16 protein-coding genes are annotated in these 18015 nt (G+C 42.6%); 14 read left to right on the top strand and 2 right to left on the bottom strand.

The window, feature by feature from the left end; all coding sequences use genetic code 11:
• The first annotated feature begins 294 nt into the window (after nucleotides 1-294).
• Entirely contained in the window at nucleotides 295-435 is a 141-nt protein-coding gene (locus V7K42_RS08020; protein WP_334915114.1) for a hypothetical protein, read from the top strand.
• A gap of 149 nt (nucleotides 436-584) precedes the next feature.
• On the opposite strand, the gene V7K42_RS08015 is transcribed toward V7K42_RS08020, so the two are convergent.
• Nucleotides 585-1235, bottom strand: coding sequence for a hypothetical protein (locus V7K42_RS08015; RefSeq protein ID WP_334915112.1), 651 nt, complete (start codon nucleotides 1233-1235; stop codon nucleotides 585-587).
• A gap of 18 nt (nucleotides 1236-1253) precedes the next feature.
• Between V7K42_RS08015 and V7K42_RS08010 the strand changes: the two genes are divergently transcribed.
• Nucleotides 1254-1481: a hypothetical protein gene (locus V7K42_RS08010; RefSeq protein WP_442938546.1), complete on the top strand. Its 228-nt coding sequence runs from the start codon at nucleotides 1254-1256 to the stop codon at nucleotides 1479-1481.
• 153 nt (nucleotides 1482-1634) lie between these two features.
• Here V7K42_RS08010 and V7K42_RS08005 read toward each other — a convergent pair whose 3' ends face one another.
• Nucleotides 1635-1886, bottom strand: a complete 252-nt coding sequence (locus tag V7K42_RS08005; protein WP_334915110.1) for a gas vesicle protein GvpG — start codon at nucleotides 1884-1886, stop codon at nucleotides 1635-1637.
• 211 nt (nucleotides 1887-2097) lie between these two features.
• On the opposite strand from V7K42_RS08005, the gene gvpN reads away from it, so the two are divergent.
• The 12 genes from gvpN to V7K42_RS07945 all read left to right on the top strand — a co-directional run bounded on the left by gvpN (nucleotide 2098) and on the right by V7K42_RS07945 (nucleotide 17929).
• Nucleotides 2098-3270 carry a gas vesicle protein GvpN gene (gene gvpN, locus V7K42_RS08000; RefSeq protein ID WP_334915108.1) on the top strand — a complete coding sequence of 391 codons (1173 nt, stop codon included), beginning with the start codon at nucleotides 2098-2100 and terminating at the stop codon, nucleotides 3268-3270.
• Entirely contained in the window at nucleotides 3267-3617 is a 351-nt protein-coding gene (locus V7K42_RS07995) for a gas vesicle protein (protein ID WP_334915107.1), read from the top strand. Before gvpN ends, V7K42_RS07995 begins: the two co-directional genes overlap by 4 nt.
• The gene (locus tag V7K42_RS07990; RefSeq protein ID WP_334915105.1) at nucleotides 3604-4038 is read left to right on the top strand and encodes a gas vesicle protein K; all 435 of its coding nucleotides are present in this window, start codon (nucleotides 3604-3606) and stop codon (nucleotides 4036-4038) included. Before V7K42_RS07995 ends, V7K42_RS07990 begins: the two co-directional genes overlap by 14 nt.
• 36 nt (nucleotides 4039-4074) lie before the next feature.
• Nucleotides 4075-4824 (top strand): GvpL/GvpF family gas vesicle protein, encoded by a 750-nt coding sequence (locus V7K42_RS07985; RefSeq protein ID WP_334915103.1) that lies wholly within the window; start codon nucleotides 4075-4077, stop codon nucleotides 4822-4824.
• Nucleotides 4825-5207: 383 nt separating this feature from the next.
• Entirely contained in the window at nucleotides 5208-7031 is a 1824-nt protein-coding gene (locus tag V7K42_RS07980; protein WP_334915101.1) for an AAA family ATPase, read from the top strand.
• Nucleotides 7032-7237: 206 nt separating this feature from the next.
• Nucleotides 7238-7927, top strand: coding sequence for a GvpL/GvpF family gas vesicle protein (locus tag V7K42_RS07975; protein ID WP_334915099.1), 690 nt, complete (start codon nucleotides 7238-7240; stop codon nucleotides 7925-7927).
• Nucleotides 7928-8130: 203 nt separating this feature from the next.
• Complete coding sequence (gene gvpA / locus V7K42_RS07970; protein WP_012408764.1) at nucleotides 8131-8352, top strand: gas vesicle structural protein GvpA; 222 nt, start codon at nucleotides 8131-8133, stop codon at nucleotides 8350-8352.
• Nucleotides 8353-8658: 306 nt separating this feature from the next.
• A complete protein-coding gene (locus tag V7K42_RS07965; protein ID WP_334915097.1) occupies nucleotides 8659-9357 on the top strand; it encodes a gas vesicle protein GvpC in 699 nt (232 codons plus the stop codon).
• A 531-nt stretch (nucleotides 9358-9888) separates the two neighbouring features.
• Complete coding sequence (locus V7K42_RS07960) at nucleotides 9889-11220, top strand: response regulator (RefSeq protein WP_334915095.1); 1332 nt, start codon at nucleotides 9889-9891, stop codon at nucleotides 11218-11220.
• 307 nt (nucleotides 11221-11527) lie between these two features.
• Nucleotides 11528-11890: a response regulator transcription factor gene (locus V7K42_RS07955; RefSeq protein ID WP_334915094.1), complete on the top strand. Its 363-nt coding sequence runs from the start codon at nucleotides 11528-11530 to the stop codon at nucleotides 11888-11890.
• Between the two features lie 14 nt (nucleotides 11891-11904).
• The gene (locus V7K42_RS07950) at nucleotides 11905-12438 is read left to right on the top strand and encodes a chemotaxis protein CheW (protein WP_334915092.1); all 534 of its coding nucleotides are present in this window, start codon (nucleotides 11905-11907) and stop codon (nucleotides 12436-12438) included.
• Between the two features lie 244 nt (nucleotides 12439-12682).
• On the top strand, nucleotides 12683-17929 hold the full coding sequence (locus V7K42_RS07945) for a GAF domain-containing protein (RefSeq protein ID WP_334915090.1): 5247 nt from the start codon (nucleotides 12683-12685) through the stop codon (nucleotides 17927-17929).
• Nucleotides 17930-18015: the final 86 nt, after the last annotated feature.

The raw sequence follows: 18015 nt of genomic DNA, 5'->3' as shown, positions 1-18015 counted from the left end.
TCCCTTTACCGTACTCAAACCTCAATCATCATACTGGAATTGGACTTCTAGTTAGCTTCTTATAGATAAAATTCAGCCCAGTATGCAGGAACCTTCACTCTTGGGTCTCAGTAAGCTTTTGTTGATATTTTTTGTACTGTCTGTTTTTATGCTGCCAGTATTTATCAACTGTTTCTTTGGCAGCGATGGCGCTATCATATTCATCTCCACGTTGGCTTAATAATCGTTTTAATTAACTTTATTCCCAAATTATTAGCAGCAACTTCTCAAAAACGCCACCAAATTTATCGCACTTTGCTAAAAGTTATTGCTCACAAAGCTGTGAGCGATCGCCCCGCAAGAAGTGAACCACGAGTCCTTTTACGTCGCCCGAAAGCTTATCCCTTAATGACCAAACCCCGGCACGAATTACGAAAGCAGTTGCTAACTGCTTAATCCACAAGCGTTTCGGCTTTTCTTAGTGCCATTCCCCTCATAATCTTTTAGGTAAAACCTGTAAACCCTCTCCTCTGCCCCTGTGCTCCTCTGCTCCCCTGCTGTCTCAATGTGCAAATTATAAAACACAACAGCTTATCACTGATGGTTTATTGAGTAGCACCAATAGCAGATTTTAGTTGAAGTTTAATATTTGTACCTTTCTTAAGGGCAACTTCTCCACCAGGGCTAGACAAAACGAAAGCAGCCGCAGTTGCACCACCTGCTAGCCCACCATGTTTGAACTTGGCTTGATTACCAAGAAAATGACCTGCAATTGTACCGCCTAAAATAATCCCTGTATTTTGAATGAACTTACCTTTGGTTTTTGTTTCTAGCTTGGTGTTTACTAAGGTTGCATCAATGGGATAAGATGAACCATTTTTAAGCGAAATATCATCAAAAACTAAGTGTAAACTTGCTTTTTTTCCTTTAACAGCTTTGACTACATCTTCCAGGTGTCCCTGTATTTGACCATCTTGAAGAAGTTTATTAGCTCCAATTGAGGAATTTTTCGTTTCTAAAACAAAGCGGTCATTATTTTGGCTTTTACCCGTAGATATCTCTTGTTTAAGAACAGTCTCAAAACTTGTTCCAGCAGGAATCAATATTTGTTGATTATTTGGCTGACTAGGTGTACCTTCAGTGATTGCAGTTTTGTTGTTACTAGAAGAGCTGTCAGTCTGGGTATTAGTTTTATTACAAGCTGTTATGCTACTTAATAAAATAGCACTCAATAACAATGGGAAAAGATTTTTCATGGCGACAGTGTTGATGCAATGAATAATAATACCAGAAATGTTCCATATTCAGAAAAATCGGATAAAAATAGCCCCAAATATGGTAATTTTGGGCACAATCGTAATTATAATTTTAGCTCAAAAATAATGTCTAATTTGCCCACAAATGCTGTTGGGGTAATGAATAAGGGATTTGCTGGGTTGAAATTTATTCAAGACTTGGCGCAAGAAAATAAATATTTCGTTTTGCGGATTAAAAATAATTGAAAGCTAGAATTTTCTTATTTACACCACCCCATAAAGAACCATCTTTAGCTATTGAATATCAAAGATTGTTCATACTTTTGGGATGCTTCCGATTAACTCAGCCCTGTTGTATTATTTTGCATTGCTTAGTCTAAACTCCAGAGGAAAGATTCACTACCCTTGTGTTTGATTGCGTTCCTCCTGTTCTGCTTCGAGAATCGCTAATAAAAGAGCTTCTTCCTGAATTTCAAACTCTTCTTCAGGAATTTCTCCCATATCAAAAGCAAGTTGGAGTGCAAGAAGTTGCTTGCTGAGATTTTCTTTATCATCAATTTCAGTACTCGCCTGTTCTAAAATTTTTTCCCCAATCCACGTTACCCCCATTAATGGGCCAGTAATCGGTAGTAGTAAAAAGCGCAGAACCATATTAATTTTCACTTGTGTAGATTTGTTAAGGCTGTCTCACAAGACCGTAATCTTGCTGATGACATTATATTAAACATTACTTAGTCTTATGTTGATACCAAAATGTGTTGGATTTGAGTTCAGTTAAGGCTTATTGACATCTGTATTTTATATTCTCGATGTGCAAAAAATTACTTTTACATAAGATTATTACTTACGAGGTACTTAAAGCTTGACAACAGTATTAAATGCATCTCCCCAACGATTTGTCAATACCCCTGATGTTCAACGGATCGCTCAACGTGCTTTGCGCTATCTACAGTCGGGTTTTTCAATACATTTACGTGGTTCAGCCGGAGTCGGAAAAACTACTCTGGCAATGCATCTAGCTGATTTGCTCAACCAGCCGATCATCTTGTTATTTGGAGATGATGAGTTTAAAACCTCAGACTTGATTGGTAATCAAGTAGGTTATACCCGCAAAAAGGTTGTTGATAATTTCATCCACAGCGTTGTCAAAGTTGAAGATGAACTTCGACAACATTGGGTTGATGCCCGATTAACCCTAGCTTGTAAAGAAGGATTTACGCTGGTTTACGACGAATTCAATCGATCGCACCCGGAGGTAAATAACGTTTTACTCTCCGTACTTGAGGAGAGGTTGTTGGTATTGCCAACAAATCAACAGCGAGCCGAGTATATCCGGGTTCATTCTAAGTTTCGGGCAATTTTAACATCAAATCCTCAAGAGTATTGTGGAGTTCATGCAACTCAGGATGCTTTGATGGATCGTGTTATTACCATCGATATGCCTACACCTGATGAACTGAGTCAGCAGGAAATTGTAGTTCATAAAACAGGCATAGATTCTGAGAAAGCAGAAGTAATTGTCCGCTTAGTACGGACGTTTTGGAGTCGATCTAGCTCGGGACAGGGTGGTGGATTGCGTTCCTGTCTGATGATTGCCAAAATCTGCCACGAACACGAAATTTCCGTAAACCCTGGAGATCCTAGCTTCCAAGATATTTGTGCCGATATCCTGCTTTCTCGCACGAATCAACCTCTTATGGAAGCAACTCGGCTACTGGAAGAGGTTTTAAGTGAATTTTATCATCGTATAAATACTCAATCTCAGCCAACTGAGACAATACCAGACAGCCAAAATCAGATTGTATTGGAACAACGAGTACCTTACGAGCATGAAGTCTACAACTACCTGTGTAATTCTCCAGGAAGGCGTTTCTCTGAATTGGCAGTAGAACTAGGGATCGATCGCAGTCAAATTGTGGCTGCACTCAAGTCTCTCAGGGAGCAGGGAGTATTAGTCCAAATGCAGAGCAATGCCGAGCCACCGAACGTATTACAAACAGTTGCTTTTGATTCTGGTCATTTAATAAACAAATGAGTACTAATATTAATCGGGGAGCTATCACTACATCAACTCAAGGTTCTACTTTGGCAGATATTCTAGAACGAGTTCTAGATAAAGGCATTGTAATAGCAGGAGATATTTCTATTTCTGTAGGCTCCACAGAACTGCTCAACATTCGGATTCGTTTGTTGATTTCTTCTGTTGATAAAGCCAAAGAGATTGGAATTAACTGGTGGGAGAGCGACCCCTATCTTAATAGTCAAACTCGCACCTTATTAGCAACTAATCAACAACTTCAAGAGCGTCTTGCCAGTCTAGAAACAGAACTGCAATCGCTCAAAGCACTCAATCCTATTAATCATCAGAATGCAGGGGATTAGCAAATCAAAAGGTTCCGATTCCGGTTTAGCGCCGTTGTTACTGACGGTTGTTGAACTGATACGCCAACTCATGGAAGCTCAGGTGATTCGGCGCATGGATGCTGGCAACCTCAGCGACTCTGAACTAGATCGAGCTGCCGAAAGCTTGCAACAGCTTGAACAACAGGTTGTTAAGCTTTGCGAGATATTTGATGTTGACCCAGCCGATCTAAATATTAACTTGGGTGAAATGGGAAATTTACTTCCCCAATCTGGAGGATATTACCCCGGTGAAACCTCTAGTCAACCCTCTATTTTAGAACTTCTCGATCGCCTATTAAATACGGGTGTTGTGGTTGAAGGTGACTTGGACTTAGGACTGGCTCAATTAAGCTTAGTTCATGCCAAGTTAAGATTAGTACTCACTTCTAAACCCCTGTAACTTTTTTATCTACATTCTTCTTGGTAAGACATTCTTATGAGTTATGGCTTTTACATTTATGGAATTTTGACCTTGCCTGCTCCACAAAATTTAAATTTAGAGGGCTTAGATCGGCAACCTGTACAAATTAAACTTTTGGATGATTTTGCAGTCATCTACTCGGAAGCACAACAAGAGCGTTATTTGGCCAGCCGTCGTAACCTGCTAAGTCATGAGAAAGTCCTTGAGGAGATCATGCAAGGAGGCGATCGCTATTTACTGCCCGTGCAATTTGGACTTTTGGTTTCAAGCTGGGAAACGGTTTCACAGCAATTAATTCATCCTCATCAAGAAGAATTGACGCAATTGCTTGCGAAGTTATCGGGTTGCCGAGAAGTTAGTGTCAAAGTTTTTTGGGACACCGAGGCAGAAATTCAAGGACTATTGGCAGAACATCCAAATCTCAAAGCCGAAAGGGATAAGCTAGTGGGTCAACCCCTGAGTATGGAACGGGTAATCCAAATAGGGCAAACCATCGAACAGGGAATGAGCGATCGCAAGCAAGGGATCATCGATGTATTTAAAGGCACGCTCAACTCCATTGCGCTCGAAGTGGTAGAAAATACTCCCCAAATGGACACAATGATCTACAATTCAGCCTACCTAATTCCTTGGGAAGCAGAATCACAATTTAGCGGATACGTTGAAGCACTCGATCGTCAATTTGAAAACCGTTTGCGAATTCGTTACAACAATTTCACTGCCCCGTATAATTTTGCTCGTCTTCGATTAACCACTTCCAACTGATTAATTCTTCTCGCTGTGAATAGCAATAAAAATTGAGAATCAAAAATTATTTAAACTTTTAATTTTTCTCTGTCTTTTATTTAAGAGGATGTTTGAAAAGTCCTCTTGTCGATAGCAAAACGTTATAGATCCCCCTAAATCCCCCTTGTAAAGCTACGATGTACACACAAGTTATGCGAATCACTACCAGTCATTGAATTACCCCTCCCTAACCCTCCCCTTGTAAAGGGGAGGGAACTAGATTTTCCGGTTCTCCCCTTGTAAAAGGGGGGATTAAGGGGGGTAATTCGACACCGTAGCTTTACAAGGGGGGGTTAGGGAGGATCTAAAAGTGCCCAAAATCACAGTGCAACACTTGTTCATTCAACCTCTAAGTTAAATCAATGGACGACATATTTAAAGGATTTGAACACCTATTAGAAATTGCCAAAGCTTTAGAAGAAAAAGTAGAGAAAGGGGAGTTAAAAACTTCTATTGAAATTCGGTCTCATAATATCAGTAGTATTCCTCGGCAAGGCAATATTCCGAGAACAAGGAGTTCCAGCCGAGTCAGTTCCAATTCCACCGATGCAGCTACACCAATGGATGATGCTGATGTCACACCCCCATCAGCTAATAAGAACTCAAAAACTTCTTGGCAAGGTATCGGCGGCTTGGCTGATGTTCTCCAAGAAATCAGAGAGTTAGTTGAAATTCCCCTTAAACGTCCAGATTTATTGGTGAAATTAGGGTTAGAGCCTCCGCGTGGGGTTTTGCTCGTTGGCCCGCCCGGTACGGGAAAAACTTTAACAGCCCGTGTTTTGGCAGAAGAGTTAGAGTTAAACTACATTGCCATCAATGGCCCAGAGGTGATGAGCAAGTATTATGGGGAAGCAGAAGCTCGTTTGCGAAGTATTTTTGAAAAAGCAACTCGTTCTGCTCCCTGCTTGATATTTATTGACGAAATTGACAGCCTTGCTCCAGATCGCAGCCAAATGGAAGGCGAAGTTGAAAAAAGATTAGTGGCGCAGTTGCTTGGGTTAATGGATGGGTTTGCCAAAACTGAGGGCGTAATTGTATTAGCGGCAACAAATCGTCCCGATTATCTCGATCCGGCGCTGCGTCGTCCGGGGCGCTTCGATCGCGAAGTTCATTTTCGGGTTCCCGATCGCAATGGACGATTGGAAATTCTGACGATTTTGACAAGTGCCATGCCTTTGGATACTTCAATTAGTTTAGGAGCGATCGCTGATTTGTCCGTCGGTTTTGTCGGTGCCGATATCAAAGCTCTTTGTCAAAAAGCAGCCTACATTGCCCTTCGTCGTCAAGTCCCCTCGCTCAACAGTCCCGTTCCTGAGAACATGACTGTTATGCAGCAGGATTTTCTAGAAGCAATTAAGGAGATAAAACCCTCAGTTCTTAGGTCTGTAGCAATTGAAGTACCAAGTGTAAGTTGGGATGACATTGGTGGTTTGGATGATATTAAACAAAAACTTCAAGAATCTGTAGAGGGCGCACTCCTCTATCCTGAACTATACGAGCAAACCAAAGCCAAGCCTCCTCGTGGGATTCTATTGTGGGGACCCCCGGGAACGGGAAAAACATTACTTGCAAAAGCGATCGCTTCCCAGGCTAGAGCCAACTTTATTGCTGTGAATGGCCCAGAATTACTAAGTCGGTGGGTAGGTGCCGCAGAACAAGCAGTCAGAGAACTCTTTCGCAAAGCTCGGCAAGCAGCTCCTTGTGTTGTATTTATAGACGAAATTGATACCCTGGCACCAGTACGAGGACGATTCACTGGTGATTCTGGAGTTAGCGATCGCGTTGTCGGTCAACTACTCACCGAATTAGATGGGTTACATGAATGCCCGAAAGTACTGTTAGTAGGAGCAACCAATCGTCCAGAAGCGATCGATCCTGCCTTGCTCAGAGCCGGAAGATTGGACTTACAAATAAAAATCGATCTACCAGATCGAGCCAGCCGATTAGCGATTTTAGGAGTTCACAATCTAGATCGTCCCCTGGTTGATGTCGATTTAGAAACCTGGGCGACAGTTACCGAAGGTTGGAATGGCGCAGACTTGGCTTTGTTGAGCAATCAAGCTGCTTTAAGCGCAATTCGTCGATACCGCGCCCAAGGATTGACTGAATCCAGCTTGATTCAGATTACAAATGATGATTTTCAAGTTACATATCAGATGCTTGCTAATCAGCATCAATGTCAATAGAGGGCAGGAGGTAGGAGGAAGAGGTAAGAATTTTTCATCCTTGATTGTGCCAAAACTAGGCATGAATAACTTACTTGAAAAAACCCAGAAGTTCAGAGCGGAAGCTACTTAAGTTATGTTACTAAAGTAAATTTAACTTAAACCCTCTTCCCTCCTGCCTCCTTCCTGCCTCATCCCAACTACAAATATTTACGCCGTTCTACGTTATGTCAATATACGCCTATGCTCTTCTAGTACCGACTCCATCACCACTTGTTCTGCCCTTAGGGATGGAAAAGAATATTGAACTCGTTTACTCTTCTGGTTTAGGTGCGATCGTAGAGCCGGAAATCTCACTGGAGGCAATACAGGCAACGGATGAGCGTTTACTTCAAGCTGTATTAAACCACGATCGCGTAATTCGAGAACTTTTTCAACAAACTCCCCTTCTTCCCCTACGCTTTGGGAGGGGTTTTACCTCGCAAGAAAAACTGTTGAATCATCTAGAAAAGCACCAAGAGCAATATCTAGAAGCCCTAACTCAGCTAGCAGACAAAGTTGAGTACACCTTAAAAATGACACCCTGTGATTTGCTTGACGATTCTGAAACTATTAATGCCAAGGGAAAAGCCTATTTATTGGCTAAAAAACAACGCTACCAAACACAGCAAGCATTTCAAGCACAACAATGCGAACAATGGGAACTTTTGAGCCAGTTAATTCTCAAAACATATACAAATGTTATCTGTGAAACTCGACAGTCAGATGTGCGGCAAATCCACTTTTTGGCACAGCGCAACGATTCAACGCTCAGTACGCAGCTGTTTTCCCTCTGGCAGGTACAATGCTCGCACTGGCAATTGGCACTCAGCGAACCTCTACCACCGTATCATTTTCTAGAAAATACTCTCATATAAATTTATAAAAAATAATATTTAAAACTTTACCAGAAAAAATAAAGATGAGATAATTTTTTCTTTATTTTTTTATTTTCTTATATTTATCTTATATTTTTGGGAACACTAAACCCAGGAAGAATAAAACACATTGTGTAAGTTTTACCTGCTGCTCAATCAGAGCAAGATGAAATAAATAATTAGAGTTGTGAGAGCAAAATAAAATGGCTGTTGAAAAAGTTAACTCATCTTCAAGTCTGGCTGAAGTTATTGACCGCATTTTGGACAAAGGAATTGTAATTGATGCTTGGGTACGTGTTTCTTTAGTTGGTATTGAACTGCTATCAATAGAAGCTCGGATTGTGATTGCTTCAGTTGAAACTTACTTAAGATATGCCGAGGCAGTTGGTTTAACATCTCAGGCTGCTGTTCCATCTGCTGCTTAACACCACATTAGAAAAAGCGAGTCTTTATGGCTTCTAAGCTGATGCGCGTCTAAAGTATATAAACACTCTTGATGGTCGTTGACTGATGATTGTTGACGGTTAACTGTTAACGGTTAACAGTCATTAGTTAAATGTACAAATTAAATGCGTAACAGCCTATTTAATATAGGACTCATATTTTATTCTTGAACAAAACTCAGTACAACTTGATTCTTTCTCAGTAAAGAGTCCCTTACCTCTACGAGTGATTCATAAATCAAATCGGATTGCTACATTTCTAGTTAACAAAATAGGAGATATCATCTGATGGCTCTCAAGGATTTATGGGAACAAGAGCGATCGCAGCGATTGCAAATAACTGCTGAACGCCGTCAAAAAGTTAACCAGTGGAAACAGCAAACTCAACAAGAACTTCAGATGCAAGCAGATTTGCTTCATCAAGAATTGAGCAGTTTTGTTACCAGCCTTCACAACGACAGAAAGTTACAACAGCAGGAATTTCAGCAAGAGATTGTCGAGCGGCAATTGGAAATATTGCAAATAAAAACAGATGTCTGGCAACGCCAGCAAGAATACCGCCAACAGAGGTCAGCAAAGGCTCAGGCATTATTCCAAGATTTGCAAAATTTCCGGGAAATCTTACATAACAGTGTTTGGGGCGATTACACTCACGAACAAGCAGTTTCCCCGACTCCTGCTAAAGAAGAGAAATTAGTTGTAACAGTTCCAAAATTGTCAATTTCCCGTTCTGCAATTAAAGCCACTGGTTTCCGTCCTTCCGCCAATACCATGACTAAGAAAGTGCCTGCCTCGAATGCAGATACTGTTAAATCTAAAGTGCAGCAATACATTCAGCAAGCTGAAGGAGCTACTCTGATAGAAATTGAAGAAGTGATAGGCTTAAGCCGGGTGCAAACGATTGATGTCCTGCGCTCCTTGATCAAGCAAGGTGTACTAGAACAACGCGATCGCCAATACTTTATTCGGCAACAAGCAATTTCTTGACAAACTTACATTCAAGCTGATTTTTTGTATTTGCAGACTAGCTGTTGGGCGATCGCTTGTAAGCTGTCGCGCCTACAAGTTGCCTCATAATCTTTTAGGTAAAACCTGTAAACCCTCTCCCCTGCCGTCTCAATGTGCAAATTAAAAACACAACAGCTTATCTGTCGCCTTAAGCAGCATACACAATCGATAAGCATTAAAGCTGGTCTATGCTTTCTAGTATTCAACATTTCCATCTTTTTCCGGTCTGTATTGCAACTCCATCTATACAAGCAATATGCTCAGTAGATGTAATATTGCAAAAAGTTAACCTATTAATAATTAGGAAAAGAGCTTAAATCTTTGTTCAAACTTCCGACTTTGAACTTTAAAAATATCCAGATTGGAAAGGGATATAACAAGCTGGGATAGCTCAATCAAGATTTTGAACTGTGCTATTGGCAATCTCACAATGAAGTTAGTAAGCTGGATTGTTTGAGAAATTCTAATATAAATGCAAAACTCAAGATATATAAGGAGGTGCGATCCATTGTGAATCAATTGATCAACCAACTTCAAACTAAATTATTTACAGGTAGGCTGAATCTTGAAGCAAGGGATGGGCCGACTTGGACGCTATATTTTCGTTTAGGACGATTAATTTGGCAGGCTGGCGGTTCTAATGCCGATGAGCGATGGCGACGACACTTGTTGCGGTACTGTTCTAATCTGGATGTGACACAGATGGAGCGCCTTGTCTCTCCCCAGGAAAATTATCGCGAGTATTCCATTCTTGTTAAGTTGCGAGAACAAAAATTAATCGAACAACAACAACTTGTTAGCCTGATTACAAGCTCAATAGCTGAAGTCCTGTTTGATATAATGCAGTACATTGAAGCCAAAAAAAATGGCGACAATCCAGCAGGGCAGTTATCACATACTACCGTTGTTGGTGAAGTTCCTGGGGTTCTCCTAGCTGTAATACCAACTGAGGAAGTCTTGAAACAGGCTACACAAGCCTGGCAAGAATGGCGAGATGCAGGACTGGCTACTTGCTCGCCCAATTTATTTCCGATCATTCAAAAAATTGAGCTACTCCAAGGACAAGCATCCTCTAAACAGATTATTGCTCTAGTTGATGGCACAAAAACTTTACGAGGTCTAGGACAAAAAAGCGGTCGGGATGTCTTAGCTTTGACTCGGTTATTAATACCATTGGTAAAAGCAGGGGCGATCGCTTTTTCACCCACCCCAAAACTCAGGAAGGTTGGGATTAGTCAAGAAACTGGCAACCCATCCAGTGCAGTTAATAATTCCAATTCTTCACTAAAAACAGAAGAGGACACTGTTATACAAGTTGCACCCAATTTCAAAAAAGTTGCTCCCCCAGCGACTAGTAAAGAAATTGTTAATCAGTCCAGTGCAGTTAATAATTCCAATTCTTCACTGAAGAAAGAAGAGAACACTGTTATACAATTTGCCCCCCCAGCAGCTAGGAAAGCAATTATTGATGTCTCAAGACCTTTAGTAGCCTGTATAGATGATAGTCCGATGATCTGTCGCAGTTTGGAGGAAATTATGACCCATCAAGGTTATCGCTTTGTTGGCATTCAAGATTCCTTGATAGCAATTTTACAGCTAATCAAAAACAAGCCCGACTTTATTTTTTTGGATCTTTTGATGCCAAAAGTCAATGGCTATGAAATTTGTTCTCGAATCCGTAAAACTCCCGGTCTCAAAAATGTGCCGGTTGTCATCTTAACGGGTAAAGATGGAATAGTAGATCGGATGCGAGCAAAATTAGTAGGAGCAACTGACTTTTTGGGTAAACCTGTAGAAGCAGACAAAGTACTCAATATGCTTCAAAAGTATTTAAGTGTTTAAGTTGAAGCGGTAGTCATGTCAGTGGCTCCCCTACATCCATTTTCAAAACAGGTTTTTGATTGGAAATTGCTTTCTATAGGACTCATATTTGATTTTTGAACAAAACTCAGTACACCTTTATTCCTTCTTCGCAGTCCCCAGTCCCCATCGCCCCTAATCCCCAGAGGGGACCCCGAGTTCCCCAATCCCCAGTCCCTTACCTCTACGAGTGATTCAGAAATCAAATCGGATTGGTATACATCTGGGTTGGTGTTAATTCATTTGTCGCAATAATTTGTCAAATTCTAAATTAAATAATTAGAAAAAAATGAAAAAAGTTCTTTTAGTTGAAGATAGCCTCACAGAATCCGAAAAGATGACACGTTACCTAGAGCAAGGAGGATATTCAGTTTATGAAGTTCGCAGTGGTGAAGAGGCTCAACTCAGGTTGAAACAACAAAAACCTGACTTGATTCTACTGGATTTAATTTTGCCTGGCCAAAGTGGATTTGAGTTCTGCCGCAAATTGAAAGCCGATCCGACAACAAAAGGAATCCCGGTAGTGATTTGCTCAACTAAAAATACAGATGTTGATAAAACTTGGGGCAATATGAGTGGTGCCGATGGCTATTTGGTCAAACCTGTAGATGAAAATACCTTGCTCCAGACTGTTAATAAATTTATTCGCTAAAGGAAACTAGGGCAATGGTACAGGCCAATGATAGCTTTAGAGAGCTACCTATTAATAGCCAATTTCGACTTGAAAACTCTTCTCAAGGAAACAACCAGAGGTTTTTAAGATTTCCGTTGAATGGAAAGGTAAATGGGTTACTCCCATTAGCTGATTTGCGGGGAGTAATTCAGGTTGCGCTGACCGAGATTTTGCCAGTACCGCAGGTAGCAGAATTCTTATTAGGCATAATGAATTGGCGGGGAGAAGCGATCTGGATTCTTGATTTAGCAGCTTTGTTAGGAGCAACACACTGGTGTCGGCGAGAAAGTGTGCGTAACTCTGGCATGGCGATGCTTGTTCAAGTCCAGAATCAAACCGTCGGGCTGTTGGTAGAGCAAGTCAATACCATTGAAGTTCACGATCCCCAAGAGCGGTTAGAGATTTCGACATCGATGTTACCTGGCCGACTAGGCTCATTTTTACAGGGTTACTTTGTAGATTCTCAAGGTAGCCCTTTGATGTTACTTGACACCCAGATTGTGATTCAAGCCCTTCAGCCTCTTTAAAGTTCAGAGCTTCTTACCGAAGAAAGGCAGGAGGCAGAAGGCAGGAGGGAGCTATGCTTTGTATCTCGTGCTACGCGTCTCAATACAATTCTTTTTTTTAACTGTGGCTCAGACCTAGCCAGAAAAGACAGTTTTTATTAATACTTCTTTCCTTCTGCCCTCTGCCTTCTGCCTTTCTTAGTAATTAGCCTCCGCTTTGCATTCTACTTAATTAACTCCGACAACCTTCATAGCAAGAAAGATCATGGTAGCGCAACACAATCTTAGACCGAGCCAACCTCAGTCAAATTCCAGCAACGGTTATAAAGAAACTGATAACGGGCATACCGTTGATGTACCAGCAAAACAGCAAATCACCTCCGCTCTAGAAGAATTACGAACTGAACTGGATCAAGCTGATTGGGTAGAAACAGGGCCATTGCGAGACAGAATCCGCAAGTTAAAAGAACTGCTAAGTGTGTTGCCATATCAAGACGGAGGAGATGGATTAGAGGTAGAGCAAGTACAGGCGATCGCTAGCAAAATCCGCCAATTTTCCGATCTAGATACCTTGCTTGCTACTGCTGTCATGGAGATACAAAGCGCACTGCAAGCCGATCGCGTGGTGCTGTATGAGTTTACGAATCCGACGCTGGGGATAGTTGTTGCGGAGGCGATGAGGGATGGTTTTACCCCAATGCTGAAGGAAAAACTGCCCTCTGTCACTTTTGGGTTAGGTTCTGCCAAGCTTTATCAACAAGAAAAATTAGTTGCGATCGCAGATACCTACACTGCAAACTTGTCTCCTTACCAAAAGCAACTCATGGAGCGGTTTCAGGTTAGAGCTTGTGTGAGTTTGCCAATCTTAGTAAAAGATGAGGTTTGGGGTTTGTTGGTAGTGCAGCAATGCACTGCTACTCGCCAGTGGCAAAATGCTGAAATTCGCTTACTAAAATTGATCAAGCAGGAATTAGAAGCGCAACTGCAAGTTACCGTGATTCAAGCTACATTGCAACAAGAAGTGGAAAAAGACCAAATCCTTGTGGGTGTAGCGAATAAAATTCTCCAGTCCAAAGATTTGGATACCATCTTTCGCGTTGCCACTCAAGAAGTGCGACAGTCACTAAAATGCGATCGCGTCGCAATTTATCGTTTCCAGCCAGATTGGAGTGGGGAATTTGTCGCTGAATCTGCTGGATCTGAGTGGGTTTCTTTATTAGAAGAACAGCGAAACAACCCAGCAATTGTCAATAACGTTAACTATTGCAGTGTTAGGAACCTTGCAGACGAAGGGGGATTAGTTGGGACAACAGGGCGATCGCTCAATGCAGATAGCTACATTCAGCACACCCAAGGCAAAAATTTCCATCGCGGACAGATTTATCGAGTCACTAATGATATCTACAGTGCTGGTTTTTCTGACTGCTATATCAAAGTTTTAGAAACCTATCAAGCCAAAGGATACATTATTGTTGCCATCTTCCAGGGAGAAAAGTTGTGGGGCTTGCTCGCTGCTTATCAAAATTCTCAGCCTCGTCAGTGGAAAGATAGTGAAGTTCGACTAATGGTGCAGGTTGCAACTTTGTCTAGTATTGCTATTCAACAGGTGCAATATCAGCAACAACTTTATCACCGCTCTGAGGAGTCAGCCAAAATTGTTGAACGAGAACGTACTGTTTTCGGCATCATTGAAAAGATTGGGCAAGCAACGGATCTTCGCACCCTTTTCCGCACTACCACCCAAGAGTTACGGCGATTTTTAAAATGCGATCGCACAGTCGTTTATCAATTTTATCCAGACTGGAGTGGAGAAGTTATTGCTGAATCTGTGGCTGCTGGTTGGTCGTCACTGTTAGAAATGCAGGAAGAAGATGGCATTTTAAAAACAGGTTTGATATCTTCAGAGCGTTGCAATATTAAGGACTATGGCTCCTCTGCTAAACCTGATACAGATACCTATTTTAAGGAAACGCAGGGGGGAATGTACGCTAAAGAAAAGCGCTTTCGTAAAGTCAACGATATTTATACTGCTGGTTTTTCACCTTGCTATTTAGAAGCATTAGAGAAGTTTCAAGCCAAAGCATACATCATTGTTCCCATTTTCCGGGCTGGTAATCTCTGGGGTTTGTTAGCAGCCTATCAGAATTCTGATATGCGGAAATGGACTGAAGAAGAAATCGGTGCTTTGTTGCAGATCGGCGAACCGTTGAGCATTGCCCTCCAGCAAGCTGAATATATCGAACAGCTACGGTTAAAAAATATAGAAATGACCCAAGTAGCTGAAGTAGAAAACGCGATCGCCCGAATGGCGGAGAGAATGCGTCAGTCCCAACAGCTAGAAACCATCTACCGCACTACCTTGGCAGAATTGCGGCAGTTGTTCAAATGCGATCGCCTGGCAATATATCGCTTCAACTCTGACTGGGGTGGTGAGTTTATTGCTGAATCTGTAGGAAGTGACTGGCTACCTTTGGTTGGCCGCGATATTAAGACCGTATGGGAAGACGAACACCTACAGCAAACCCAAGGCGGACGCTATCGCAACAATGAAACCTTGGCCGTCAATGACATCTATACTGCTGGTTATGCCCAGTGCCACATCGATTTGTTAGAGCAATTCCAAGTTAAAGCTTACATCATCGCCCCGATTTTTGCTGGAAACAAACTTTGGGGCTTGTTAGGAGTTTACCAAAATAGCGGCCCCCGCCAGTGGAATTCCGAGGAGGTGCGATTGCTGGCCAAATTGGGCATTCAGTTGGGGTTTAGTATGCTGCAAGTTGAGTACATCGAACAGCTGAAGATGAAGAATGCAGAGTTGGCGCGGACAGCAGAAGAGGAACAAGTGCTGACAGGGATGGTGGAAAAAATCCGTCAAGCTCAAGAGCTAGATACAATTTTCTTGAATGTGCTGCCAACTTTACGCGAACAACTACACTGCGATCGCCTTGCAGTATTTTGCTTCAATCCAGATTGGAGTGTGGAGTTTGTTGCCGAATCCGTAAAAGATCAATGGCTGTCTTTAGGGGGTTCCGACATCAAAACGATTTGGATGGACGAGCACTTGCAAGAAACTCAGGGCGGACGCTATCGCAATTATGAAACCTTTGTTGTCGATGACATTTACACTGTCGGTCACGTTCAGTGCTACCTAGAGATATTAGAAAAAATCCAGGCCAAGGCTTACACAATTGTTCCTATCTTTACTGGAAACAAACTCTGGGGCTTTATAGGAGCATACCAAAATACTGGCCCTCGGCAGTGGAAATCCAAGGATGTGCAACTGTTGCGAAAAGTAGCTGTGCAAATGGGTATAGGCTTGCAACAGGTTAGGTATATCGAACAGCTCAAGAAGAAGAATGCAGAATTAGCCAGAACCGCAGAAGGGGAACGAGCGCTAACAAGGCTGTCAGAAAAAATCCGCCAAGTTCAGGAGCTAGATACAATTTTCCGCAATGCCTTACCAGAATTGCGATCGCATTTGGAATGCGATCGGCTAGCCGTATATCGCTTCAATCCAGATTGGGGTGGGGAGTTTGTTGCCGAATCCGTAAGTCGTGAATGGATAGCTTTGGTTGGCCCCGATATCAAGACTGTATGGGAAGACGAACACTTACAACAAACCCAAGGTGGACGCTATCGCAACAACGAGACCTTTGTGATTAATGATATTTACACTGCTGGTCATGCCCAGTGCCACTTGAAAATTCTAGAACAATTCCAGATTCGAGCCTATATCATCACCCCGATTATTGCCGGAAACAAGCTCTGGGGTTTATTAGGAACATATCAGAATGACGGGCCGCGGCAATGGCAAGATAATGAAATCAACTTGGTAACGAAAATCGGTACACAGTTTGGGGTTGCAGTCCAGCAATCGCAATACTTACAACAAACCTTAACCAAGAATGAGGAACTGATAAAACTGGCAGAACGGGAAGTAGCAAACGCCCGATTTTCCTATCGCTTGCCAAGTCGGTTGACAGAGATGGCCCAAAGTCATGGTAATGTTTTGGAATTTGTCCAGTTTGCAACCCTTGAACTTCGTCAGCTACTCAAAGCAGATCGAGTTGGAGTTTACCGTTTTGAGCCTGATTGGTCTGGAGAATTTGTAGTTGAGTCTGTGACTGGGGATTGGCCTAAGTTAGTGGGAACTAGCCTTGCTAAAGTTAGAGATACCTATCTCCAGTACAACAAAGGAGGGCGTTATGTCCGCAAAGAAAGTTTGCGGGTTGACGATATATATAGTGTCGGTCATGACGAATGTCACATCCAATTGTTAGAAATGTGGGGAACTAAAGCCTACATGATTGCTCCGATTTTTCAAGAAGATCGGCTCTGGGGGTTGATGGGAGTTTATCAAAATAGCGCACCCCGCCAGTGGGAGCAATCCGAGGAAGATGTTCTCAACCAAGCCAGCGTCCAGATTGGTATTGCCCTCAATCTTGCAGATTACCTAACACAGGTGCGTATTCAAGAGCAGCAACTAGCAGAAGCAGCAGAGCGCGAACGCACCGCCCGCGAAAAACTCCAACAAGGAGCAATGCGCGTTCTCATGGCTTTGGAACCATCCTTCAGTGGCGATCTCACCGTTCGCGCTCCCCTATCTGAAGATGAAATTGGGACGATCGCTGATGGTTACAACACTACGATCCAAAGTTTGCGAGATTTAGTGCGACAAGTGCAGATTGCTGCCAGCAGGGTGAGTGAAACTTCCAGCAACAGCACCACCTCAGTAGTCAAACTATCCGATCAAGCTCAACAGCAGGGAGAACGGCTCGAACGCGCTCTGGAACAATTACAAATGATGGTAACTTCGACCCAGGTAGTCGCTGCTGATGCCCAAAGAGTCGGGCAGGCCGTTCAAGAAGCTAATAGAACCGTCCAAGCTGGCGATTCCCTGATGGAAAAAACCGTAGAGGGCATTTTGGAGATTCGGGAAACCGTGTCGGAAACAGCGAAGAAGATTAAGCGCCTCGGTGAAGCTTCTCAGAAAATCTCGAAAGTAGTGAGTCTGATTGAAAACTTTGCCACTCAAACTAACTTGCTGGCACTCAATGCGGCGATCGAGGCTACCCGTGCTGGAGAGTATGGCAAAGGCTTTGCGGTGGTTGCAGATGAAGTTCGTTCCCTGGCTTATCAGTCGGCTAGTGCTACCACAGAAATTGAGCGACTCGTGCAAGAAATTCAAAGTGGCACCAACGAAGTTACCGAAGCAATGGAAATAGGGATTACCCAAGTTGTCCAAGGCTCGAACTTGATTGATGAGACTCGTCATTCCCTGAGTGCGATCGTGGCAGCTACCAACGAAATTGGTGGACTGGTGCAAGGAATTACTCAAGCAGTTTCCACTCAAAGTCAGCAATCTCAGATATTGACAGAAGCGATGATGGATGTTTCGGCGATCGCCCGCAAGACTTCAGAAAGTGCCATGCACATTTCCGAGTCTTTTGAGGAACTACGGATGACTTCACAACAACTGGAAACCAGTGTTAGCCAGTTCAAAGTTGACTAATCTCGCAAAACATGTTAGTAACCAATACCGTTCACTTAAGCTTTTTTCTCTCCCCCTGCCTCCCCTGCCTCCCCTGCTCCCCCTAC

Source organism: Nostoc sp. (genome assembly GCF_036917455.1).
In the GTDB taxonomy this organism is placed as follows: Bacteria; Cyanobacteriota; Cyanobacteriia; order Cyanobacteriales; family Nostocaceae; genus Nostoc.
This window is presented reverse-complemented; position numbering and strand designations above follow the sequence as displayed.